21 protein-coding genes and 1 pseudogene are annotated in these 20,042 nt (G+C 48.6%); 15 read left to right on the top strand and 7 right to left on the bottom strand.

Going from position 1 to position 20,042, the window contains the following annotated elements; genetic code table 11:
- The first annotated feature begins 18 nt into the window (after positions 1 to 18).
- On the top strand, positions 19 to 213 hold the full coding sequence (locus B5G04_RS16360) for an Arm DNA-binding domain-containing protein (protein WP_087212566.1): 195 nt from the start codon (positions 19 to 21) through the stop codon (positions 211 to 213).
- A 132-nt stretch (positions 214 to 345) separates the two neighbouring features.
- Here B5G04_RS16360 and B5G04_RS16355 read toward each other — a convergent pair whose 3' ends face one another.
- Positions 346 to 3,852, bottom strand: a complete 3,507-nt coding sequence (locus B5G04_RS16355) for a DEAD/DEAH box helicase (protein WP_087398069.1) — start codon at positions 3,850 to 3,852, stop codon at positions 346 to 348.
- 126 nt (positions 3,853 to 3,978) lie between these two features.
- Positions 3,979 to 4,806 (bottom strand): helix-turn-helix domain-containing protein, encoded by an 828-nt coding sequence (locus tag B5G04_RS16350; protein WP_087398068.1) that lies wholly within the window; start codon positions 4,804 to 4,806, stop codon positions 3,979 to 3,981.
- Positions 4,807 to 4,940: 134 nt separating this feature from the next.
- On the opposite strand from B5G04_RS16350, the gene B5G04_RS16345 reads away from it, so the two are divergent.
- From B5G04_RS16345 to B5G04_RS16330, 4 genes are all read left to right on the top strand, one after another.
- Positions 4,941 to 5,459, top strand: a complete 519-nt coding sequence (locus B5G04_RS16345; protein ID WP_087398067.1) for a flavodoxin — start codon at positions 4,941 to 4,943, stop codon at positions 5,457 to 5,459.
- A gap of 204 nt (positions 5,460 to 5,663) precedes the next feature.
- Positions 5,664 to 6,512: an aldo/keto reductase gene (locus tag B5G04_RS16340; protein WP_087212557.1), complete on the top strand. Its 849-nt coding sequence runs from the start codon at positions 5,664 to 5,666 to the stop codon at positions 6,510 to 6,512.
- An 11-nt stretch (positions 6,513 to 6,523) separates the two neighbouring features.
- On the top strand, positions 6,524 to 7,540 hold the full coding sequence (locus B5G04_RS16335; RefSeq protein ID WP_087398066.1) for an aldo/keto reductase: 1,017 nt from the start codon (positions 6,524 to 6,526) through the stop codon (positions 7,538 to 7,540).
- A gap of 38 nt (positions 7,541 to 7,578) precedes the next feature.
- Entirely contained in the window at positions 7,579 to 8,421 is an 843-nt protein-coding gene (locus tag B5G04_RS16330) for an aldo/keto reductase (protein ID WP_087398065.1), read from the top strand.
- On the opposite strand, the gene B5G04_RS19460 is transcribed toward B5G04_RS16330, so the two are convergent.
- Positions 8,405 to 8,620 (bottom strand): hypothetical protein, encoded by a 216-nt coding sequence (locus B5G04_RS19460; protein WP_143270477.1) that lies wholly within the window; start codon positions 8,618 to 8,620, stop codon positions 8,405 to 8,407. The genes B5G04_RS16330 and B5G04_RS19460 overlap by 17 nt on opposite strands.
- A gap of 54 nt (positions 8,621 to 8,674) precedes the next feature.
- Entirely contained in the window at positions 8,675 to 8,836 is a 162-nt protein-coding gene (locus B5G04_RS16325; RefSeq protein ID WP_239414128.1) for a winged helix-turn-helix transcriptional regulator, read from the bottom strand.
- A gap of 192 nt (positions 8,837 to 9,028) precedes the next feature.
- Between B5G04_RS16325 and B5G04_RS16320 the strand changes: the two genes are divergently transcribed.
- The 4 genes from B5G04_RS16320 to B5G04_RS16310 all read left to right on the top strand — a co-directional run bounded on the left by B5G04_RS16320 (position 9,029) and on the right by B5G04_RS16310 (position 12,992).
- Positions 9,029 to 9,739: a tyrosine-type recombinase/integrase gene (locus tag B5G04_RS16320; RefSeq protein WP_239414127.1), complete on the top strand. Its 711-nt coding sequence runs from the start codon at positions 9,029 to 9,031 to the stop codon at positions 9,737 to 9,739.
- Positions 9,740 to 10,335: 596 nt separating this feature from the next.
- On the top strand, positions 10,336 to 10,494 hold the full coding sequence (locus tag B5G04_RS20020; RefSeq protein ID WP_158100126.1) for a hypothetical protein: 159 nt from the start codon (positions 10,336 to 10,338) through the stop codon (positions 10,492 to 10,494).
- Between the two features lie 11 nt (positions 10,495 to 10,505).
- Entirely contained in the window at positions 10,506 to 12,014 is a 1,509-nt protein-coding gene (locus B5G04_RS16315) for a transcription termination/antitermination NusG family protein (protein ID WP_087398064.1), read from the top strand.
- A 99-nt stretch (positions 12,015 to 12,113) separates the two neighbouring features.
- A complete protein-coding gene (locus B5G04_RS16310; RefSeq protein ID WP_087398063.1) occupies positions 12,114 to 12,992 on the top strand; it encodes a site-specific integrase in 879 nt (292 codons plus the stop codon).
- Between the two features lie 142 nt (positions 12,993 to 13,134).
- Here B5G04_RS16310 and B5G04_RS16305 read toward each other — a convergent pair whose 3' ends face one another.
- From B5G04_RS16305 to B5G04_RS16295, 3 genes are all read right to left on the bottom strand, one after another.
- Positions 13,135 to 13,554, bottom strand: coding sequence for an N-acetylmuramoyl-L-alanine amidase (locus B5G04_RS16305; RefSeq protein ID WP_087398062.1), 420 nt, complete (start codon positions 13,552 to 13,554; stop codon positions 13,135 to 13,137).
- Between the two features lie 286 nt (positions 13,555 to 13,840).
- A complete protein-coding gene (locus tag B5G04_RS20015; protein WP_158098149.1) occupies positions 13,841 to 14,011 on the bottom strand; it encodes a hypothetical protein in 171 nt (56 codons plus the stop codon).
- A gap of 91 nt (positions 14,012 to 14,102) precedes the next feature.
- Entirely contained in the window at positions 14,103 to 14,597 is a 495-nt protein-coding gene (locus B5G04_RS16295; protein ID WP_022039714.1) for an HU family DNA-binding protein, read from the bottom strand.
- 522 nt (positions 14,598 to 15,119) lie between these two features.
- Here B5G04_RS16295 and B5G04_RS16290 point away from each other — a divergent pair.
- From B5G04_RS16290 to B5G04_RS16265, 6 genes and pseudogenes are all read left to right on the top strand, one after another.
- Entirely contained in the window at positions 15,120 to 15,533 is a 414-nt protein-coding gene (locus B5G04_RS16290) for a hypothetical protein (RefSeq protein ID WP_087398061.1), read from the top strand.
- Between the two features lie 107 nt (positions 15,534 to 15,640).
- The gene (locus B5G04_RS16285) at positions 15,641 to 15,958 is read left to right on the top strand and encodes a hypothetical protein (RefSeq protein ID WP_013616155.1); all 318 of its coding nucleotides are present in this window, start codon (positions 15,641 to 15,643) and stop codon (positions 15,956 to 15,958) included.
- A 213-nt stretch (positions 15,959 to 16,171) separates the two neighbouring features.
- Positions 16,172 to 16,579: a hypothetical protein gene (locus B5G04_RS16280; protein WP_087398060.1), complete on the top strand. Its 408-nt coding sequence runs from the start codon at positions 16,172 to 16,174 to the stop codon at positions 16,577 to 16,579.
- 153 nt (positions 16,580 to 16,732) lie between these two features.
- Positions 16,733 to 17,972: pseudogene (locus B5G04_RS16275) on the top strand (nucleotide sugar dehydrogenase).
- A gap of 51 nt (positions 17,973 to 18,023) precedes the next feature.
- A complete protein-coding gene (locus tag B5G04_RS16270) occupies positions 18,024 to 18,467 on the top strand; it encodes a hypothetical protein (protein WP_087398059.1) in 444 nt (147 codons plus the stop codon).
- Between the two features lie 37 nt (positions 18,468 to 18,504).
- The gene (locus B5G04_RS16265) at positions 18,505 to 20,031 is read left to right on the top strand and encodes a hypothetical protein (protein WP_087398058.1); all 1,527 of its coding nucleotides are present in this window, start codon (positions 18,505 to 18,507) and stop codon (positions 20,029 to 20,031) included.
- Positions 20,032 to 20,042 lie beyond the last annotated feature (11 nt).

Below are 20,042 nucleotides of genomic sequence, written 5' to 3'. Positions count from 1 at the left end.
ACAATCCTATTTCCGAATTTGGTTCTATTTTGGCTTTATTTTCACTTTATATGTTACTTTGAATTGGAAAGCGGGAACAAGTCCATCTATCTTGATATTTACCACGAGAGAAAGATACACTATGAATTTTTGAAACTCTATCTCGTGCGGGAGAACTCTGTGGAAACCAAGGCACCAGATGAACCTATGCCCCCGCACAGCCATCCGCATTAAGAACATGCTGGAGCAGCTTCCGCTATTGAAATAAGGATTGGTATCTGTTGTTGTGATACACAAAAGAGCCGCGGTATGTAAGTGTACATCCTTACATGCTGCGGCTCTTGCCAACTCCGTTTATTATCACACTTACCCGAAGATGTCCCGCAATTCCTTGTTGCTCAGCTTGCCTATCCAGCTTTCGCCGCTTGCCACGGTCATATCCGCCAAGTGTTTCTTCTGCTGGATCATGTCGTTGATGCGTTCTTCAAAGGTGTCTTTGGTGATGAAACGGTGCACCATGACGTTCCGTTGCTGCCCGATGCGGTAGGCGCGGTCGGTAGCTTGGGCTTCCACAGCCGGATTCCACCACAGGTCGTAGTGGATGACGTGTGAGGCAGCGGTGAGGTTCAGTCCCGTCCCGGCAGCCTTGAGCGAGAGGATGAAGATCTTGTCGCTCCGAAGGTTCTGGAAACGCTCCACCATTTCCTGACGTTGCTTCACACTGCATCCGCCGTGGTAGAACAAGGGGCGTTGTCCCAACCGTTCTTCGATGAAGCGCACCAACAAGTCGCCCATCTCGCGGAACTGGGTGAACACAAGCACTTTTTCGCCATTCGCCACAATCCCTTCCAAGCGGTCCAATAGCATCTCCGCCTTGCCGGACAACTCCATGCGGGCATCGCCGTTCTTGAGGAACTGCGCCGGGTGGTTGCAGATTTGCTTCAAGGCAAGAATCATTTGCAGGATAAGTCCCTGACGCTTGAAAAGGGATTCGTGGTCGGTGGTATCGAGCCCCTCGATTTCCGCCATGGCTGCTTCGAGCGTGCGGTGGTAGAGGGCGGCCTGCTCCGAAGTGAGTGCGGCATAATCGTCCAGTTCTATCTTGTCCGGCAGGTCGGAGATGATGCTCTTGTCGGTCTTCATCCGGCGCATCATGAAGGGAGCGGTCACCTTGCGGAAGCGGGCGGCGCAATCGCCGTCGTTGTAGAGTTGGATGGGGTTGACAAACTTCTCCCTAAAGGCTTTCGGCGTATCCAAGTAGCCTTTGTTGGCATACTCCATGATGCTCCAGAACTCGGTGAGGCGGTTCTCTACGGGTGTGCCGCTGAGGGCGATATGTGTCGTGGCGGGAATGCCGCGCACGGCCTTGCTCTGTGCGGTGTCCTGGTTCTTGATGTTTTGCGCTTCGTCAATGAACATCAGCGTCCACGGCAATTTCTTCAGCTTGGCATTGTCCGAGCGCAACACGCCGTAGGTGGTGAGCAGGATGTCGGCATCAAACTGCTTCAGGCTTCGCCCTGTCCCGTGATAGACAAAGAAGGTAAGCGACGGGGCGAAACGGCTGATTTCCGCCTGCCAGTTGGTGAGCAAGCCGGTGGGTACCACTACCAATATACGCCCCTGCTCCAATGCGCCTTCCTCTTTCAATTTCAGCATCAGGGTGATGGCCTGCAAGGTCTTTCCCAATCCCATGTCATCCGCCAGGATAGAGCCGAAACCGATGCGGCTGTTGCGGTACATCCACGAGAAGCCGCGTTCCTGGTAAGGGCGCAGCGTAGCGTTCAATCCGGTGGGGAGCGGGATATGCTCCTGCCGCGTCAGTTCGTCCATCAATTGGCGAACCTCATCAGTCAGATGCACCGGTGCCGATTCGTATTCTCCCGTCAGGGCAGCTTGCAGGATTTGGGCTGGAGTCAGCTTTTCGCCCTGCGCCATGGCGGCTTGCAGCTTTTGCAGGGTTTCCGCATCGGCATAGATGTAGCGTTGTTTGAACTTGATAAGCCCGTCGGCCTTCTCCATCAGTTTCTTAAATTCTTCCAAAGGAACAAGCTCTTTGCCCAATGCGACTTCCCAATCGAAGGCAAAGAGGTCTGCCAGGCTAAGGAAGCCTTTGTCCGAACCGGCTTTCCGCTTGATGGACAGCGATGCCTTGGGACGGATAAGTTGTCCCAATGATTTAGGCATGAATACCTTGATGTCGAGCATCCGTACGGCAGGGATGACTTGCAGCAGGAAAGGCACAAACGATGCAGCAGTATAATGGACAGGCTTTTTCGCACCGGCGTTGATATAGCTCCCCACTTCTTTCACCAGCCCGGAGATGAGCGTAAAACTCCTCAGGATGCGCAGTCGCTCACGGTCGTATTCCAGCGAATCCAGCACTTCGCATAGGGGTACGGTCTGCGGCTCCGGTTTTCGCTTGTCCTCCACGCCGATGTGCAGGTTGAAACCTCCCTTGCGGCTTTCTTCCACGCTGAACACCGGGCGGTAGTCCGATGCCGTCAGGGTATAGGAAGCCGTCCACGAGCGGATGCCGCCGGGTGTCTCTTTTTCGCCCACTCCGTCGAAGGGAACACGTTCGCTCTTAAAGAAGAACGGGAGGAGCGGCATACGGTCGCAACTGCCCGACAAGTATTTGACCAACGTCCCAAGGAAATACGATACCAGCCACTCCGCCGGATGCTCCACGGGTTTTGCTGCGGAACGTGCCGTAGGTTTCACCTTGACGAGCGAAGCCGGAACGAGTCCTTCGAGTGCCTCCACCAGTTCTTTGGCTTGTGCATCGATGTAGGCGGGCATCCAGCGCACCAGGTATTTCTTGTCCGACAATCGGAGCAACTGTGGAGCCACCGCTCCCTTGTCCAACAGGTGCAGCGCACAGAAAAGGGATTGGTACAGGGCAATGACCGTCGGATGGTAGTCGGGCAGGAAATCGGGATTGATGTGCAGCAAGGCATGAGGCAACGTGCGCTCGTTGTAGGCAACCTTTCCTTCTATCGTCCAATCATACCGGTAATCAAAGCAAAGGCTTATCGCATCGTCCACACCGATGCTTTCCGGCAGTTTGGAAGATGCGATAGGAAACATTTCTTCCCTCCCCAGCTTCCCGGTGAAGAAACGCTGCACGTTCTTTCTCACACGGCGCAATTCCGCCACATATCCTTCCTTGAAATTGCCTTGGGGGGCAAAAGGCGGCTTGTCCGGCAGAAGCATCAGCAGGGCATCAGACCGGTCGGCCAGCTTGGAGAAGTCGATGCGGCGGAATGCCGGGACTTCCGTTCCTGCATCTTTAGCAGGCAGGGTCGTCACGAGGTCTTTCAAGGCGGGCACTTCCACCTCCTGCCGCACGTTGTCCACTTCAATGCCCCGTTTCTTCAATTCTTTCAGAAGGTCGAACCCGTGCATTTGGAACACAATGAAAGGATTGTTGTCAATCTCCCGGCTGAACATATAGACCACGGCTGCCAGATGTTTGCAAGGCACCGCCCAATCGGGACAACTGCAATCCATCTCCAAGTCATCCCATCGTTCGGGGAATATCTTCAAGCCGCAGGAGCGGGCGATGTCCATCACCTCCGGATCCAATTCCCGGTTGAGTAAGCCTGAAATAATTCCCGGTCGGGCAACCAGCCTGTCCATCAGCTTGTCCACCTGCCTGGTGGAAAACTTCGGGACGGTGATTTTAACGCGGTAAGGCCGCGGACGGCTGCCTTGCACCTTGGCGCTGATGACATTATCTTGTAACTGTATTTTTCGGACAGAGCCATTGCGGGCATATCGTGCACCTCGGGGGATGCGGTTCTCATAATCAATGTGGGTCAGCGAGCGCAACCATTCGTTGCCCCACCATGTATTGCCAAACTGTTGTGCCATATATGAATCGTGGTATAATTTTTTTCGTGGTATAATTTTTTTGTTGCAAAGATAACTTTTTCGTAGGACAAATTACAGAAAATACGAATTTAAGGCTTGATAAACCCGGCTATATCCCATCCATGTTTACCGCGGCATCAATGATTCCCGGTAAGCCTTCGGCGACATGCCCAGGTGTTTGGTCACGTACCGGCTGAAATAAGAGAGCGTCGTGAAGTTCATTTCCTCCGCTATCTGCACGATGGAAAGGTCGGGATTGTTGAGATATTCCTTTATCATCGGGACGGTGTAACGGTCGATGTAATAGGTGACGCTCTTGCCCGTCTGCCGCTTTACGGTATTGGAGAGGTACTTGACGGTCACGTTCAGTTGTTCGGCGTAATAAGCGACTTCCCGGTATTTCTTGCTGCGTCCGCTTTCCAGCAACGCCATCAGTTCCTTCACGACATACATGCTCCTGTCCGTGGCAAATATCGGGGTACGGTTCTTGGCGTGGAAATAGAACAGGTCATAAATCAGCGGAAGGGCCAGCCCGCCTATCAGCTCGCGGTAAAACAGATGGCCGGTATCGGCGATGCGGTCGCGGATATGGTGTATGTCGCGCACCAACGTCTCTGCATCCTCTTCCGACAAGGGGATGACAGGGTTGTCGTACAGGCTGATACTGCCTCCTATACCATAATTATTCGCCGGAAGCTGGTTGGAGAGGAAATCATGCGGGGCTGCCAAGACTTCCACTTTCAAATCTTCACTCTGACCGACTACATGCACTTGCTGGGGTGCATTGATGACCACAGCGTCATGCTTCTTCACATGAAACGGGCGGCCGTCGTAAGTAAAGAAGCCTTCCCCTTGCAGGCACACCATGTGCACGCACCAACCCCGCAGCTTGACCGACCCTATCAGTTGGAACAGGGTGGAATATACGATTTTCAGTTCTTTATCCTTTGCCATGCCGCAAAATTAGGGCATTATCCGGAGAGCGCCAAACGATTTGTGCTTTTCGTGAAACATTAGATACCTTTTGTGAAACATAGAGCGTGTAAAAGCGGCGTAACTTTGCACCGTAATCAGAAACGAAAAGGACAATGAGTAGAACACTGATAGTTTATTATTCACGCCGGGGCGAGAACTATGTCGGCGGCGTTATCAAGAAGCTGCAACAGGGCAACACCGAATGCGTGGCGGGCAAGATAGCCGCACTGACCGGTGCAGACAGTTTCCGGATAGAAACCACGAAGGCATACCCGGCAGGCTATACGGAAATGACAGAGGTCGCCATGCAGGAACTCCAAAGCAAAGAACGCCCCGCGCTGACAGGACAAGTCGAAAACATGAAACAATACGACACGATTATTCTCGGCTATCCCAACTGGTGGGGCACAATGCCGATGTGCGTGTTTACTTTCTTGGAAGCATACGACTTCACCGGGAAGAAGATACTTCCGTTCTGTACCCATGAGGGCAGCGGACTGGGTCATAGCGTGGATGATATCCGAAAAGTCTGCCCCGGCACGGAAGTGAAAGACGGGCTTGCCATCCGTGGAAGTGCTGCGGCTTCATCGGACAGGCTGATAAAGGAATGGTTGAAGCAAAACGGTATGTAAACTCACCCCGGACATGAGGTCGGATAAGTCCGGAACTGATGTCGGATAACATCCGGACTTATCTTTCTAAACATTTTCCGCCGTTATCTCTGACAACGCCAATCCGTCAGGAGAAGTGCTATCGGAGACAAAAACAAGAATAACTTGAAAAACGAATAACAGGAAGACATCAAAATAATAATAACCCCATAAAAACAACGAATTATGCAAACAGTAACATTAAACAACGGAGTAAAGATGCCGGCAATAGGGTTCGGCGTTTTCCAAGTTCCGGTCGAAGACACGGAACGCATCGTGAGCGAAGCATTGGAAACTGGTTATCGGATGATAGATACGGCAGCTTCCTATTTCAATGAAGAGCAGGTGGGCAATGCCATTCGTCGGAGTGGATTGAAACAGGAGGATATTTTCGTGACCACCAAGCTGTGGGTGCAGGATTACGAGTATGATGATGCCCTGCGTGCTTTCGACCGTTCGATGAAGCTGTTGGGGCTGGACTATCTCGACCTATACCTGCTGCACAAACCCTACGGGAACTACTATGCCGCATGGCGTGCCGCCGAACGCTTGTACAAAGAGGGACGCATCCGTGCCATTGGCGTGACGAGCTTCAGCAACGAGCGTCTACAAGACCTTTTCCTGCACAACGAGGTAAAGCCTGCCGTCAATCAGTTGGAAACGCATCCTTTCTTCCAACAAAAGGAAGCCAACGCTTTCTTGCAGCGGGAAGGCATCCAGCATGAGGCATGGGCGCCGTTCGCCGAAGGGCAGAACGACATCTTCCATAATCCTTTACTGAAGGCGATTGCTGAACACCACGGCAAGACCGTGGGGCAAGTCATCTTGCGTTGGCTAAATCAGCGGAACGTGGTCATTATCCCTAAGACAGTGCGCAAGGAGCGCATGGTGGAGAACTTCAACATCTTCGACTTCACGCTGACGGACGAGGAAATGCAAAGTATCGCCACGCTGGACACAGGCAAAAGTCCTATCTATGACGACATGGACTTGCAGACAACCAAGTTTATCGGAACATTGAAAATACACAATTAAAACAACAGAACATGAAGAAAAGAATGATTGGCAATCTCGAAGTATCCGAGATTGGTATGGGCTGCATGGGATTTTCCCACGGCTACGGACAAGTGCCCGAAGAGGCATACAGTATCGAGGCTATCCGCAAGGCATACGAGGCGGGCTGCACCTTCTTCGACACGGCGGAGGTGTATGGTGACGTGGTTTTCTTTCCCGGACACAACGAATTGTTGGTGGGCAAGGCTGTCGCCCCGTTCCGCAAGGACATCGTGCTTGCCACCAAGATGTTCCTCCACGAATCGGAGATTGCGGACGGTACAAGTATCTACGATGCCACGTGCAAGCATTTGGAGCAATCGATGAAGAACTTGCAGACGGACTACATCGACCTCTACTACCTGCATCGCGTCAATGAACACGTTTCGTTTGAGGAAATAGCCGCTGCAATGGGGCGGCTCATCAAAGAGGGCGTTATCCGAGCTTGGGGTATGTCGCAGGTGGATGTGAATATATTGGCAAAGGCACATGCCGTGACTCCCGTTGCCGCCGTGCAGAACCTCTATTCCATGCTGGAGCGCGATTGCGAGAAGGATATATTCCCGTACTGCTTGGAGCACAACATCGGCGTAGTGCCTTTCTCACCGATAGCCAGCGGTTTCCTTTCCGGCAAGATTAAGGCGGATACGCAGTTTGAGGCGGTGGACGATGTGCGCAAATTCGTTCCGCAACTGAGCCGTGAGAACATCATCGCCAACCAGCCCGTGCTTGATATCCTTGCCGAATACTCGGCGAAGAAGCACGCCACCAACGCACAGATTTCCCTTGCATGGATGCTCCACAAATATCCCAACGTGGTGCCTATCCCCGGTTCTAAGAATCAGGAGCGTATCTTGGAAAACCTCGGTGCTGCCGATGTGGAACTGACCGATGAAGAGTTCCGTGCGCTGGAAGCTGCCCTTGATGCCTGCACCATTCACGGACATCGCGGTATCATGGAGACGGAACAGAGTGCATTTGGGAACAAATGGAAGAGAACAGACAAATAAGACATCAAATAATAATAACCCCATAAAAACAACAAGTTATGCAAACAGTCAAATTATCAAACGGCGTAGAAATGCCGATTTTAGGTTATGGTGTATATCAGGTAACTCCTGAAGAGTGTGAACGCTGCGTGTCGGATGCCTTGAGCGTGGGTTATCGTATGGTGGACACGGCGCAGGCATACGCTAATGAGGAAGGCGTGGGCCGTGCGGTGAAGAAAAGCGGTATTCCGCGCGAGGAACTGTTTCTTGTGACAAAGGTGTGGATATCCAACGCCGGGTATGAGAAGGCAAAGGCTTCTATCGACGAATCCCTCCGCAAGCTGCAAACCGACTACATCGACCTGCTGCTCATCCACCAGCCCTTCAACGACTACTACGGCACTTACCGCGCCATGGAAGAAGCGTACAAGGCAGGCAAGCTCCGTGCCATCGGCGTATCGAACTTCTACCCCGACCGTTTCATCGACTTGGCGGAATTCTGCGACATCAAGCCGATGGTGAACCAAGTGGAAACGCATGTGTTCAACCAACAACGCCAGCCGCAGGAAATCATGAAGGAGTACGGCACGCAAATCATGTCGTGGGGACCATTCGCCGAAGGACGCAACGACTTCTTCACCAATCCCGTGCTGAAAGCCATCGGCGAGAAATACGGCAAGTCCGTGGCACAAACCGCCCTGCGCTTCCTCATCCAGCGAGACGTGGTAGTCATCCCGAAGTCCACGCACAAGGAGCGCATGGAGCAGAACCTCGATGTATTCGACTTCTTCCTTTCCGCCGAAGACATGGCGACCATCGGCAAGCTGGACAAGGGCGAAAGCCTGTTCTTCTCGCACTATGCCCCCGAGTCGGTAAAGTGGCTGGCTAACTTCGGAAAGTAAAGCATGGATACGTAAAAAGAAATAGGGACTTAGAAGCTGTTTTGAATTTCTCCAAAAAGTTTTTCTTGGCTTGATGTGTTCGTTTTCGTGTGTGCTTTGGGCGATTTTTTGGTCCTTTCCGCTTCTGTTCTTCGTCAGATAGCCCGCTATCTTCCTCATCACAGAAGCGAAAATGCCTCAAAAACTCATCCCAAATCATCGCACGATAAATTCAAAACAGCTTCTTAGAAGATACACGAATAAGTGTACAAGATTAAAATTTGTCACCTTCTTCTTTCAATATCCGTATCATCTTCGGGCGGAAGCCATTTCCCCATTGTTCCAGCATCCGGACAATGGGCATAAGGCTTCGCCCGTCTTCCGTGATGGAATATTCCACATGGGGTAGAAGTCCGGGATAGATAGTCTTCGCCAATCATGCCGTACTTTCCAGTTCTTTCAACTGTTGGTTGATGACGCGAGCCTAGATATTCCACTCGGATATAATGCAACAACTTCATGTCCTAACTTGCTTTGCGCATGCATCAAATCTTCTGCCTATTTTGTCAATCCTCCACTACGGCATGGAGGAAAACCCCATGGAGGAAAACTGCTGAAAGGACGGGGCATGAAGCGCAACTCCTCGTCATGCTACCTGCGCACCTTGCGCACCCTCTACCGCAAGGCCGTCGAAGCCGGACTGACAACCGACAAAAACATTTTCCGCCACGTGTTCACAGGGTTCGCCAAGACCGCCAAACGAGCCATACCGTTAAGTTCACTGCGTGCCATCAGGCTGCTCCGTCTGCCCGAGGACTCCGTCGTCGCCTTCGCACGTGACCTGTTCATGCTGAGCGTTTACCTGCAGGGCATCTCGTTCGTGGACCTTGCCTACCTGAAGAAAGACGACATCCGAAACGGGCAGCTGCACTACAGCCGCAAGAAGACCGGACAGGAGCTGACCGTCGGTTGGGAATCCGTCATGCAGGACATTGTGGACAACTACATCCACCTGACGAAAGGCAGTCCGTATCTCTTACCCATTATCACTAAAACGGACGGCACGGAACGGCGGCAGTACGAGCGGATGGAGCATAAGGTGAACTACTACCTGAAGAAAATCGGCGCGATGGCCGGATTGCGTACATCCCTGACGACATATACGGGGAGGCATACCTGGGCCAGCGCGATGCGTGACATGGGCACCAGCCTGTCCGTCATCAGCAAGGGGCTGGGCCACGAAAACCTGAAGACCACACAAATCTATCTTTCCTCCATCGACACGGAGGACGTGGTGAAAGCCAACCGGAAAATGATAGGCAAAATCATGCGAGAATGAAAACCGGGAATGTTCGACAAATTTCGGAACTGTATAATATGAAGCGGTAAGTATGCCGCAAAGGTAATAAAAAGATTTAATACAGAACCATTTATCACCGGATTTTTTTTAAAGATTACAATTTTAGTCGAACAAATACAGCCGTTGTTTGACTAAAATTGGACTTGGTGCAAAATTATATACTGATAATCAATCGGTTGCAAAAATTCGCCGTTTCATATTATAAAGCAATGGTAAAGCGGTGGGTGTAGAATAGACTTAATAGATTGAGAACTAAACACTTGTGATATGGAAGCAAAAATGTTAAAGCGCATCGCGCTTTGTTCTTCTCGTCACATAACAACGGTGGATCATTGCTGCTGAGGTTCGTCCAGAATACCGCCGTTATACCTGAAATAAGGTGCTTGGGAACTATCATGCGATTGACATGAGAGGAACATGAAGAACGCACTTTTCAATTGACAATTGATAATTAACGATTGACAATTTATGGTATTGACTTCTAACTCCTCAGTCCGCTACAGCGGGCGATAACTTCTTCTAACTCCTTTAAGAAGCTGTTTTGAATTTATCGTGCGCTGATTTGGGATGAGTTTTTGAGGCATTTTCGCTTCTGTGATGAGGAAGATAGCGGGCTATCTGACGAAGAACAGGAGCGAAAAGGACCAAAAAATCGCCCAAAGCACACACGAAAACAGATACATCAAGCCAAGAAAAACTTTTTGGAGAAATTCAAAACAGCTTCTAACTCCTAATAATAAAACTTATGCCCGACAAACTTAACCATGTGGATTACCGTTGGTATGTGGTGCGCACCAAACGCCATCAGGAGGGTAAGCTGGTGGAGCTTTTGGAAAAGCAAAAGGCACAGACCAAGAACATCCTGGAGATCTATGCGCCGACCCACACTACGGTGAATGTGCATCAGGACAGCGACGACAGGCAGAAACCGCTGTTTGCGGGCATCGTGTTCGTACTCGCCACGCAGAATGCGCTGATGAGTTTCATGAAAGAGCACTCCAAGGATGCGGACATACAGTACGAACGTAAAAAGGAAAAAGGAGAAAGGACACGGATGTGTGTCATTCCCGAATCCCAGATGCGCGCTTTCCGTGACTACAACGAGAACTATGCCGACAAGGTGATTGTGCTGGAACGTCCTTACTCGGACTATGCCTTCAACACGAAAACGGGCGAACCGAACGAGATAGTACGTGTGGTTGACGGTCCGCTCGCGGGCTGTGAGGGCTATATCTGCCGTTTCCGCCACGGAAAACGGCTGGTGTTTCAGGTACAGGGATTTGAACCGGGCAGTTGGCTCACGGTTTCCTGCCCCAAGGCATGGGACTTGCACGTAGTCCGCCTGCACAACATGGAGGGAGACAGGCTCTCCGTCGGAACGGAGAAAGGACGTGCCGTGGACCTGCTTGCCGGAATCCTGCAGGCTTGCGGCTATGGAGAACGCACGCTCCAGATGCTTTACGGTATCATTGACCGTCTTGTCGTCAAGCCGTCGCTGGTATCGCTCTGCAAGGAACTTCATGCACATGGCGACATCGCTTTGAGCCAACGTCTGGCACGGATGACCGGCACGGAGGCGGAACTCGTCATCAACCTCGTGCGTTACGAACATGACAATCCGGGGTATGTGAAAGCCAACTGGAGCAAGCTGGCGTTGCGCCCGTTCCTTACCCCGACAGCGGGTGTGGAAATGGAAGAAGGCAAAACCGGGGTGGAATTCCACCATAAGGATTTTACGGAAATCATCCGCAAGGTTGACATAAAGGAAGAAGCCTACCTGCCCAGCCTGCAAAAGGACGAAACAATCACCACTACCTATTATGCCCACATCGGCATGATGGAGGATAAAGACAAGGAAGAATCTACTTACTTCGCCAACTGGGACGGTTTCCTTCAGGAATATTTCCTGACTGCAGGCAAAGCCAATGAGAAATTGGTTGCGGGAACGGTGGAGGCCGTTCCTGACGGCACGGCAAATGCGGAAGGGGAAAAGCTCATCGAGTCCTTCCGCAACTATGCCCCTACATTATATAAGGTATTGACGGACGCGGATTCAGCCGTAAAAGCCGTACAGGACTTTAAGGTCGGTGAAAACACGTTGAATGTCTTTGCTATCCGGTCTTCAGCACAGGAAAAGGATGCGGCAAAGGACAAGCTGATACAGACCTGCGTCCGCATCTGCAAGGAAATCAACACCACCAACCACCTTGCCATATGGCGCAGGTACCTGCGGACGGTGTGGCTGCACAATTAATATTTTTAAGGAGTTAAAGGAGTTAAAAGGAGTTATCACTCCGCTTTGCTCCGTTAGGAGTTAAAGGACGTAACAGACAGACAAAAATCATAGTAGAAAGTGGATAACAACAATAAGGAGAATGTACAGACAGCAACTTTAACCCTCTCCCCTCATGGGGAGAGTTGGAGAGGGGCTGAGGGGCTGGAAGGTTTCGGCTTCATCGCCTACGCCAACTCCCGCGTTGAGAAACTGCGGGACGAGGGGCGGTATGACGCGGCAATAAAACTGAAAAAGTATCTTAGGAAGTTCATCACCTATCTGGGCAAGAATGAAGTGCCTTTCAAGGACTTCGACGCCCTGCTGATGCGCAACTACCACACGTGGCTGAAGAACCAGGAGTTGGGACGCAATACCATTTCCCTCTATATCCGGAATTTGAAGCGGGTCTATAAACTTGCCGTAAACGACGGTCTTGCTGCCGACAGCAATCCCTTTGAGGGCATGGACGTAAGTTACCGTGTCAAGAAAGAGCGAAACGGACTGACGCTTGATGAAGTGAAACGTCTGCGCGACCTTGACCTGAGCGGTGAATCAGAGATGACCGTCTTCGCCCGCGACATCTTCCTGTTCACAGTCTATGCCCGTGGCATGAGGAGCGATGACATCTTCCGGTTGACGAGAAAAAATATCAAGAACGGACAGCTCACCTATCGCCAGCACGTCACCGGCAAGGAAATCTCCATTCCCTGGGAACCGGCACTGCAGGAGATAGCGGACCGCTACAGGCAGAAAGGCACGCTCCTCCTCTTCCCCATCATCACGGCAAAAGACCCGCGCGAACAATGGAGACAGTATGACAGCCTCCTGCACCGCATCAATTACAATCTGAAGAAGCTGGGCGAGATGATGGAACTCGGTTATCCGCTGAACCTGACAGTCGCAAGGCATTCATGGGAGAGCATGACGAAGAGCGTAAGCATAAGCGACATTTTGTGAAGTTGACAAGTTGACAAGGAAACGAGTTGACAAGGTTATTAAAATGATACAACGATGGCAGCTTTCACGGCTCAAGCCGTTTTAGCAACGTTTACCGGTGAAAACCGTGTCGGCTGTCATCATTTAGCAGAAACAATTAGCGTCAATGAGGCTGTAAATCAGCATACTCACTTGCGGCATTGAAACACGGACAGGCCTTTTGCGGGTCCAAGTCCCTATGTCCCACAATCAGGGCGTCGGGATATCTCCGGCGAAGCCGTTCCAGCAGGGTACGCAAGGCAATGCGTTGGGCATCCGTTCGGGTGTCAGCAGGCTTTCCGTCCTTAGACAGTCCGCCGATGTAACAGACTCCAATCGAATGCCGGTTATGGTTCTTGCAATGTGCCCCGACCATTTCTTCGGGCCTGCCCGGTTCAATAGTCCCGTCCGTGGGAATGACGTAATGGTAACCGCAGCCTATCCAGCCCAGCGAGCGGTGGTAGCTGTCGATGTCTGCCATCCGAAGGGCACTGCCTGCCCTATTGGCAGAACAGTGCACGATAATCAGTGTAATGGTTCTCATAAGTGTATATTTAGGTAACGAGTTAACCAGTTGACAAGTTGACGAGGTTTTAGATGAACTATTCAGAACCTTGTTCCCTTGTCAACTGATACCTTGTCAACTTCTACATACTGGCTATAGCTCCTCCGGCAGCACCGGTTATCAACAACTCAATGAACTTGACGATGTAAAGCAAAATGTTTTTCCAGTTTGTTTTCATACGTTTAGTGGTTAAATGAATAATAAGGATGAATAATCGCATGGCAATTTATTGTTGCAGGGCAGATTCGTTATCCGCCCTGCAAGGTTAAGAAGCTGTTTTGAATTTCTCCAAAAAGTTTTTCTTGGCTTGATGTGTTCGTTTTCGTGTGTGCTTTGGGCGATTTTTTGGTCCTTTCCGCTCCTGTTCTTCGTCAGATAGCCCGCTATCTTCCTCATCACAGAAGCGAAAATGCCTCAAAAACTCATCCCAAATCATCGCACGATAAATTCAAAACAGCTTCTAAATTAAAGAATCCGCGTTAATCTGCGGAAATCCGCGTTTCAGAAAGACCTGGGAAAGGAAAGAATCACACGCCGGGTTCTTCCGGAACAGAAGCAGTCTTCCGTTTCGCCGCTTCCAAGTCCACAGTAGCTTCGCCCGACTTTTCAGCCTTCAGCGTAGCCTTCTGTGCCAGGCGGCTTGCTACCGGAGCAAATTCGGCACGCGAGCGCAGGTTTTCGAAGTCCTCACCGGGAGTAAACACGATATTTACCGTCTTGATGTTGGATGCAGTAAATTCTTCCATCGAAACAGCAGGTTCACAAGTGAGGGAAATACCAAAGGTGCCCAGTTCACCGAACTGCACTTTGCAGCCGTTCAGCAGCATTTCGACCAGGCAGGCACACGTGTCACTCACCACGCCTTTCACCGTACCGCGGGTAAACACCCCGTTGTGATCGGCGATGTGTTTCACGAACTCGTCAAAAGTCATCGTTTTGGTTACTTGGTTTTTGGCGTATGCCATTTCAGTTGCTTCTTCGTCCAACGGGTTTCTCCATAAATAGGTAGAGTAATTAATCATACTTTAAACTGTTTTTTAATGGTTAAACTTAAGTGTCAGTTTGTAAGTTTCTAAGTTTGTTAGTTTTTAAGTTTGCAATTCAAAAACTCAAGAACTTAAGAACTAAAAAACTCACCAGATGTTGCGCGCTTCATCGTTCTGACAATGCAAAGATACGGCACCGGAAAGGCGAAATCAATTCGGTTGACAAGCGTTGACAAACCATTGATAAATCATTTATTCTGAATACAGTTGACTAGTTGACAAGGTTTTATTCAGTTGACTAGTTGACAAGGTACTAGTTGACAAGGTTCTGAATAGCTGAATACAGTTGACTAGTTGACAAGGTACTAGTTGACAAGGTTCTGAATAGTTTTACTGAATGTATTTAAAACCTAGTTACCTAGTACCTGTAACCTAGTCCCTGGTACTAAAACCTAGTTATCTAGTTACCTAGTTACCTAGTCCCTATTATTAAAACCTAGTCCCTGGTACTAAAACCTAGTTACCTAGTACCTAGTCACCTAGTACCTAACATACCACATGTCAGATGTGCATATCACCATAAACGGAGGAAACAACCAGATCCTCCCCAACGCTACGGAAGCCGTGCAGAATTTCTACGGCAGCTACTTCCCGGAGCATCCGCTTCCCGACAAGTCCGCTCAGGAAACGGAACCTCCCGAAGCGCAGAAGCTTGCCCTATATATAAATAAGGAGAACCTCGGACGCTATCTTTCCCTCATCGGCGAGTGCCGGTCGGCTACCGAGCTGGCACGTGTCGTGGTGGAGATGGTGGAACAAGAGCCCAGGCTCTTCCCCGAAGAAATGGTAAAGGAACGCTTCATCAGCCTCCTGCTGCCTTTCGCGTCCAAGCTTGAAAAAGGCAAGACCATCGACAACATCCGTGCCCGCATCAACGACGCATGGATGAACCGTCCCAAGAAACGTCCCTGAACCTGTCTGAAAAGACCGCCCTGTCATGAACCCGATACTCATTCCAAGAGGACAAGTCACCGGGAAACTTTACGCATTTCCGGCATTTCACTTGAAACTCTTGGCTAATGAAAAAAAGCGCGTTCATAAAGAAAATAGCGGAAGCAGTCATCGAATCCATCCGGGAAGAGCATTTTGAGATACCTTATCTCAGGCAGATAGCCGCCGCTCAGGAATACCTGAATGCAAACCGCAACGCCGACCTCTCGCACGTGAAGTGCCTTCTCCGCTGGATAATGCCCAAGGAGTACCACGATGAGATAGACAAGCTCCACGAACGGGAAGACCCCCAGTTTGTCTGCATCATCAACGGCGGCCAGAACCTCATCGCTCCGAACGCGCAGCAGGCAGAACAGAACATACAGGATAGTACACCCGAAAAATGAATATATACTGCATCGGCAGTTGAATATATACTGCAACCGCTGATGAATATATACTGCAACTGCTGATGAATATATACTGCAACTGCTGATGAATATATACTGCAACTGCTGATGAATATATACTGCAACTGCTGATGAATATATACTGCAACTGCCGATGAAGTATATATCCCTAAAAAATAGATATAGATAACGTTTTCAAAACATACATGTATGACAAACGGAAAGAATAAAATCGAAGCCATATTCAGCGAACGCAACATAGATGAAGATTGCGATACCATAGCACGACTGCTTTCACCTTATCGGGAGGTGGTTCGTGAATTGCTAATCCAAGGCAACTATGCCAAAGCCGTAACCATCCTACTCGAAGTTCTCGAAAGCCTCACTTACCACTTTGTGGAAGACGAGCATTACAACTATTTCGATGATATGTACAGCCCTGACTATGTTTGTCAAGATATGATGGAGGCAATCATCAGCTCTATTAAAAGTGGGAATTTTCCAGCAGCTGAGTTGCAACGGTTGAAAGACGGATTGGAGAAGTTAAAGCATACAGAAGCATACAAAGATTACAGTGTGCCGTATGTGTTAGATGTGTGGGAGAAATTCCAACGGTAACCAGCCTATAGTCATCAAAGACAACCGGTCAAAAAACACATTCATATTGGGTGATCGTTAATCTGTGAAAACACTAAACATAGAGAAGAATAAAGTAAAATCCGCGTTAATCTGCGGAAATCTACGTTTCAAATAAATCACAAACTTATTAATATGAAAGATTTGAAAATAGCCGTAGCCGGAACCGGTTACGTAGGACTTTCCATTGCCACGCTCTTGGCACAACACCATCAGGTAACGGCTGTAGACGTGATACCCGAAAAGGTAGACTTGATAAACCAACGTAAATCACCTATCTAGGACGATTACATCGAAAAGTATCTTGCCGAGAAAGATTTGAACCTGACCGCAACCTTGGACGGAGCAAAGGCTTACAGCGATGCGGACTTTGTGGTGATTGCAGCACCTACTAATTACGACCCGGTAAAGAATTATTTCGATACCAGCCATGTGGAAGAGGTGATTGAACTGGTGAAAAGCGTCAACCCCCACGCCATCATGGTGATTAAGAGCACCATTCCCGTAGGCTATACCGAAAGCATCCGCAAGAAATTGAATACAGACAATGTAATCTTCTCCCCGGAATTCCTGCGCGAAAGCAAGGCTTTATATGACAATCTTTACCCAAGCCGCATCATTGTAGGCAGACCAGAAGGTGATGCACGCTTGGATGAAGCCGCCCACACCTTTGCTTCCCTGTTACAGGAAGGAGCGATAAAGGAAAACATCGATACATTATTCATGGGTACAACCGAGGCGGAAGCGGTTAAACTCTTTGCCAACACCTATCTCGCCTTACGTGTTTCTTACTTTAACGAACTTGATACTTACGCCGAAATGAAAGGCTTGGATACAAAAGCTATTATCAACGGCGTATGCCTTGACCCACGTATCGGAACACATTACAACAATCCCAGCTTTGGTTACGGAGGCTATTGCTTGCCCAAAGATACGAAACAACTTCTTGCCAATTATGCCGATGTACCTGATTCAGGCGATTGTGGAAAGCAACCGAACAAGAAAGGACTTTATTGCTGACCGTGTGCTGACCAAAGCCGGATATTACAACTATTACAACCGTGGCGATTTCAGCCCCAACGAAGAGCGCAAGTGTACTATCGGCGTTTATCGCCTGACGATGAAATCGAACAGCGATAACTTCCGACAATCTTCCATCCAAGACGTGATGAAACGGGTAAAGGCAAAAGGTGCGGAAGTGATTATCTATGAACCGACATTGGAAAATGGCAGCACCTTCTTCGGAAGCAAGGTGGTGAATGATTTGAATGCATTTAAAACACAGAGCCAGGCGATTATCGCGAATCGGTATGATGCTTGTTTGGATGATGTGAAAGAGAAAGTGTATACACGGGATATATTCAGAAGGGACTGATTTTAATAATACTCTCACAATAGGAAATAATCAATAAAATAGTAAATAGCAATGAATATTAATGAATTAAGAAATGGGAATTATGTCCTTTTAAACTACGGAAATGGACGTAAAGATGTATGCAAGATAGAACTGATTAATATAGAGGAAAGAAAAGCTACCCTCAAAGTCTTGGCTGATAATGCAAACATCGAAATTGACAGTCCTGATAAATGGGCAATGCTCGAAGCTATCCCATTTAAAAAGGAATTCCTTAAACAATTGGAATTTATTAAAGACAATGATTATGTTGTTTTCGGATTACCAGATAATGGGGCTTACGTGAAGTTCCTTGGAGGAGGTAATGATATTATAGTAAGAAAGGAAAAAGGAGAATGGGTGTTAATAACCAGAAAGGATAAGGCTTTTTATGGTTGCGAATTTCATTACATTCCTTATTTGCATATCTTTCAGAATTTAGTGTTTGATTATTGGCGTATAAGTTTTAGCGACTAAATACAAAGTTCTTAGTAATAAATATTCATTATTTATTGTGGCGATTACAACAGAGAATAACAAGCGCATAGCCAAGAACACACTGCTGCTTTACTTCCGCACGCTGCTCATTATGGCGATAACGCTGTACACCAGCCGTGTTATTCTTAACGCTTTGGGTGTGGAAGATTACGGCATCTATAATGTGGTAGGCGGTGTGGTAGCTATGTTTTCCTTGGTTTCCGGATCTTTGTCCAATGCCATTAGCCGTTTCATTACGTTTGAGTTAGGACGAGGAGATATAAAGAAATTAAATACGATTTTTTCGACAAGCGTCAATATACAGATAGGCATTTCCGTGATAGTCTTGCTGTTGGGAGTCTTGATAGGCGGTTGGTTTTTGAATGCGAAGATGAACATTCCGCCAGACAGGATGATTGCTGCTAATTGGGTATTATGCTGTTCCTTACTGATGTTCTGCATCAATTTGATAAGCCTGCCCTATAATGCCTGCATCATTGCCCACGAACGGATGGCGGCTTTTGCGTATGTCAGCATTCTTGATGCAACCTTAAGGTTATTGGTCTGCTACTTGATAACGGTTTCACCTTTTGACAAGCTGATTTCGTACGCCGTCTTGTTGGTCATCGTTGCACTGATTATCCGCATGGTTTATGGAATCTATTGCAACAGGCGTTTTGAAGAATGCCATTACCGTCTTGTTTATGACCGTTCTTTGTTGAAGCAAATGGGCAGCTTCGCCGGATGGCAATTTTTGACTAATTGCTGCTGGATGTTCAATACACAAGGCGTAAACATCCTGATAAACCTGTTCTTCGGGGTAACCTTAAACGCCGCACGTGGGGTAGCAACCCAAGTTGATAGTGCCATCCAACAATTCGTGAATAACTTTATGACTGCGGTCAATCCTCAAATAACAAAAGATTATGCTTCGGGACAAATTAAAGAGATGTTCCTGCTGGTATGTCGGGGAGCAAAGTTTTCGTATTTCCTGCTGCTGCTGTTTGCTGTCCCTGTAATTTTTGAGGCTGACTACATTTTGAGGCTATGGCTGAAAAACGTGCCGGAACATGCCGTAGTGTTTTTGCGCTTGACAATCATTGGCTCAATGGTCAATATGCTTGGAGGAACAGGCCTGACAGCTTGCATGGCAACAGGCAAAATCAAACGTTATTCCATTTGGATATCAAGTGTGGGTGTGTTAGTGTTTCCTCTTACGTGGATTGCATTCAAGTGCGGTCTTCCAGTTGAAAGCACTTATATAATCTTTATTATAGTTTACATAGGGGTTAACATCGTCAGGCTTTATATAATGAAAGGGTTACTTCATTTTCCGCCGATGCTATTTGTCCGTGAAGTGATATTTAAAATTTGTATCGTCACACCTTTTGTTTTATTGCCGCCTTATATCCCGATATATTTCATGACAGAATCTTTTGGACGCTTAATTGTAACAACTTTTGTATCTCTGATATCTTCATGTCTATTTATTTATGCCATTGGACTCTCTAAAGAAGAACAGGCAGCAATAATTGGAAAAGTAAAAAAGTTTATTCAAAAATAGATTAAGAAAAT

It is taken from the genome of Bacteroides sp. An51A, assembly GCF_002161565.1.
GTDB classification, from domain to species: Bacteria; Bacteroidota; Bacteroidia; order Bacteroidales; family Bacteroidaceae; genus Phocaeicola; species Phocaeicola intestinalis.
This window is presented reverse-complemented; position numbering and strand designations above follow the sequence as displayed.

Coding starts and splice junctions, on each gene's coding strand:
- B5G04_RS16355 (WP_087398069.1), bottom strand. CDS start 3,852: ATGGCACAACAGTTTGGCAATACATGGTGGGGCAACGAATGGTTGCGC.
- B5G04_RS16350 (WP_087398068.1), bottom strand. CDS start 4,806: ATGGCAAAGGATAAAGAACTGAAAATCGTATATTCCACCCTGTTCCAA.
- B5G04_RS16345 (WP_087398067.1), top strand. CDS start 4,941: ATGAGTAGAACACTGATAGTTTATTATTCACGCCGGGGCGAGAACTAT.
- B5G04_RS16340 (WP_087212557.1), top strand. CDS start 5,664: ATGCAAACAGTAACATTAAACAACGGAGTAAAGATGCCGGCAATAGGG.
- B5G04_RS16335 (WP_087398066.1), top strand. CDS start 6,524: ATGAAGAAAAGAATGATTGGCAATCTCGAAGTATCCGAGATTGGTATG.
- B5G04_RS16330 (WP_087398065.1), top strand. CDS start 7,579: ATGCAAACAGTCAAATTATCAAACGGCGTAGAAATGCCGATTTTAGGT.
- B5G04_RS19460 (WP_143270477.1), bottom strand. CDS start 8,620: ATGATTTGGGATGAGTTTTTGAGGCATTTTCGCTTCTGTGATGAGGAA.
- B5G04_RS16320 (WP_239414127.1), top strand. CDS start 9,029: ATGAAGCGCAACTCCTCGTCATGCTACCTGCGCACCTTGCGCACCCTC.
- B5G04_RS16315 (WP_087398064.1), top strand. CDS start 10,506: ATGCCCGACAAACTTAACCATGTGGATTACCGTTGGTATGTGGTGCGC.
- B5G04_RS16305 (WP_087398062.1), bottom strand. CDS start 13,554: ATGAGAACCATTACACTGATTATCGTGCACTGTTCTGCCAATAGGGCA.
- B5G04_RS20015 (WP_158098149.1), bottom strand. CDS start 14,011: ATGATTTGGGATGAGTTTTTGAGGCATTTTCGCTTCTGTGATGAGGAA.
- B5G04_RS16295 (WP_022039714.1), bottom strand. CDS start 14,597: ATGATTAATTACTCTACCTATTTATGGAGAAACCCGTTGGACGAAGAA.
- B5G04_RS16290 (WP_087398061.1), top strand. CDS start 15,120: ATGTCAGATGTGCATATCACCATAAACGGAGGAAACAACCAGATCCTC.
- B5G04_RS16285 (WP_013616155.1), top strand. CDS start 15,641: ATGAAAAAAAGCGCGTTCATAAAGAAAATAGCGGAAGCAGTCATCGAA.
- B5G04_RS16280 (WP_087398060.1), top strand. CDS start 16,172: ATGACAAACGGAAAGAATAAAATCGAAGCCATATTCAGCGAACGCAAC.
- B5G04_RS16270 (WP_087398059.1), top strand. CDS start 18,024: ATGAATATTAATGAATTAAGAAATGGGAATTATGTCCTTTTAAACTAC.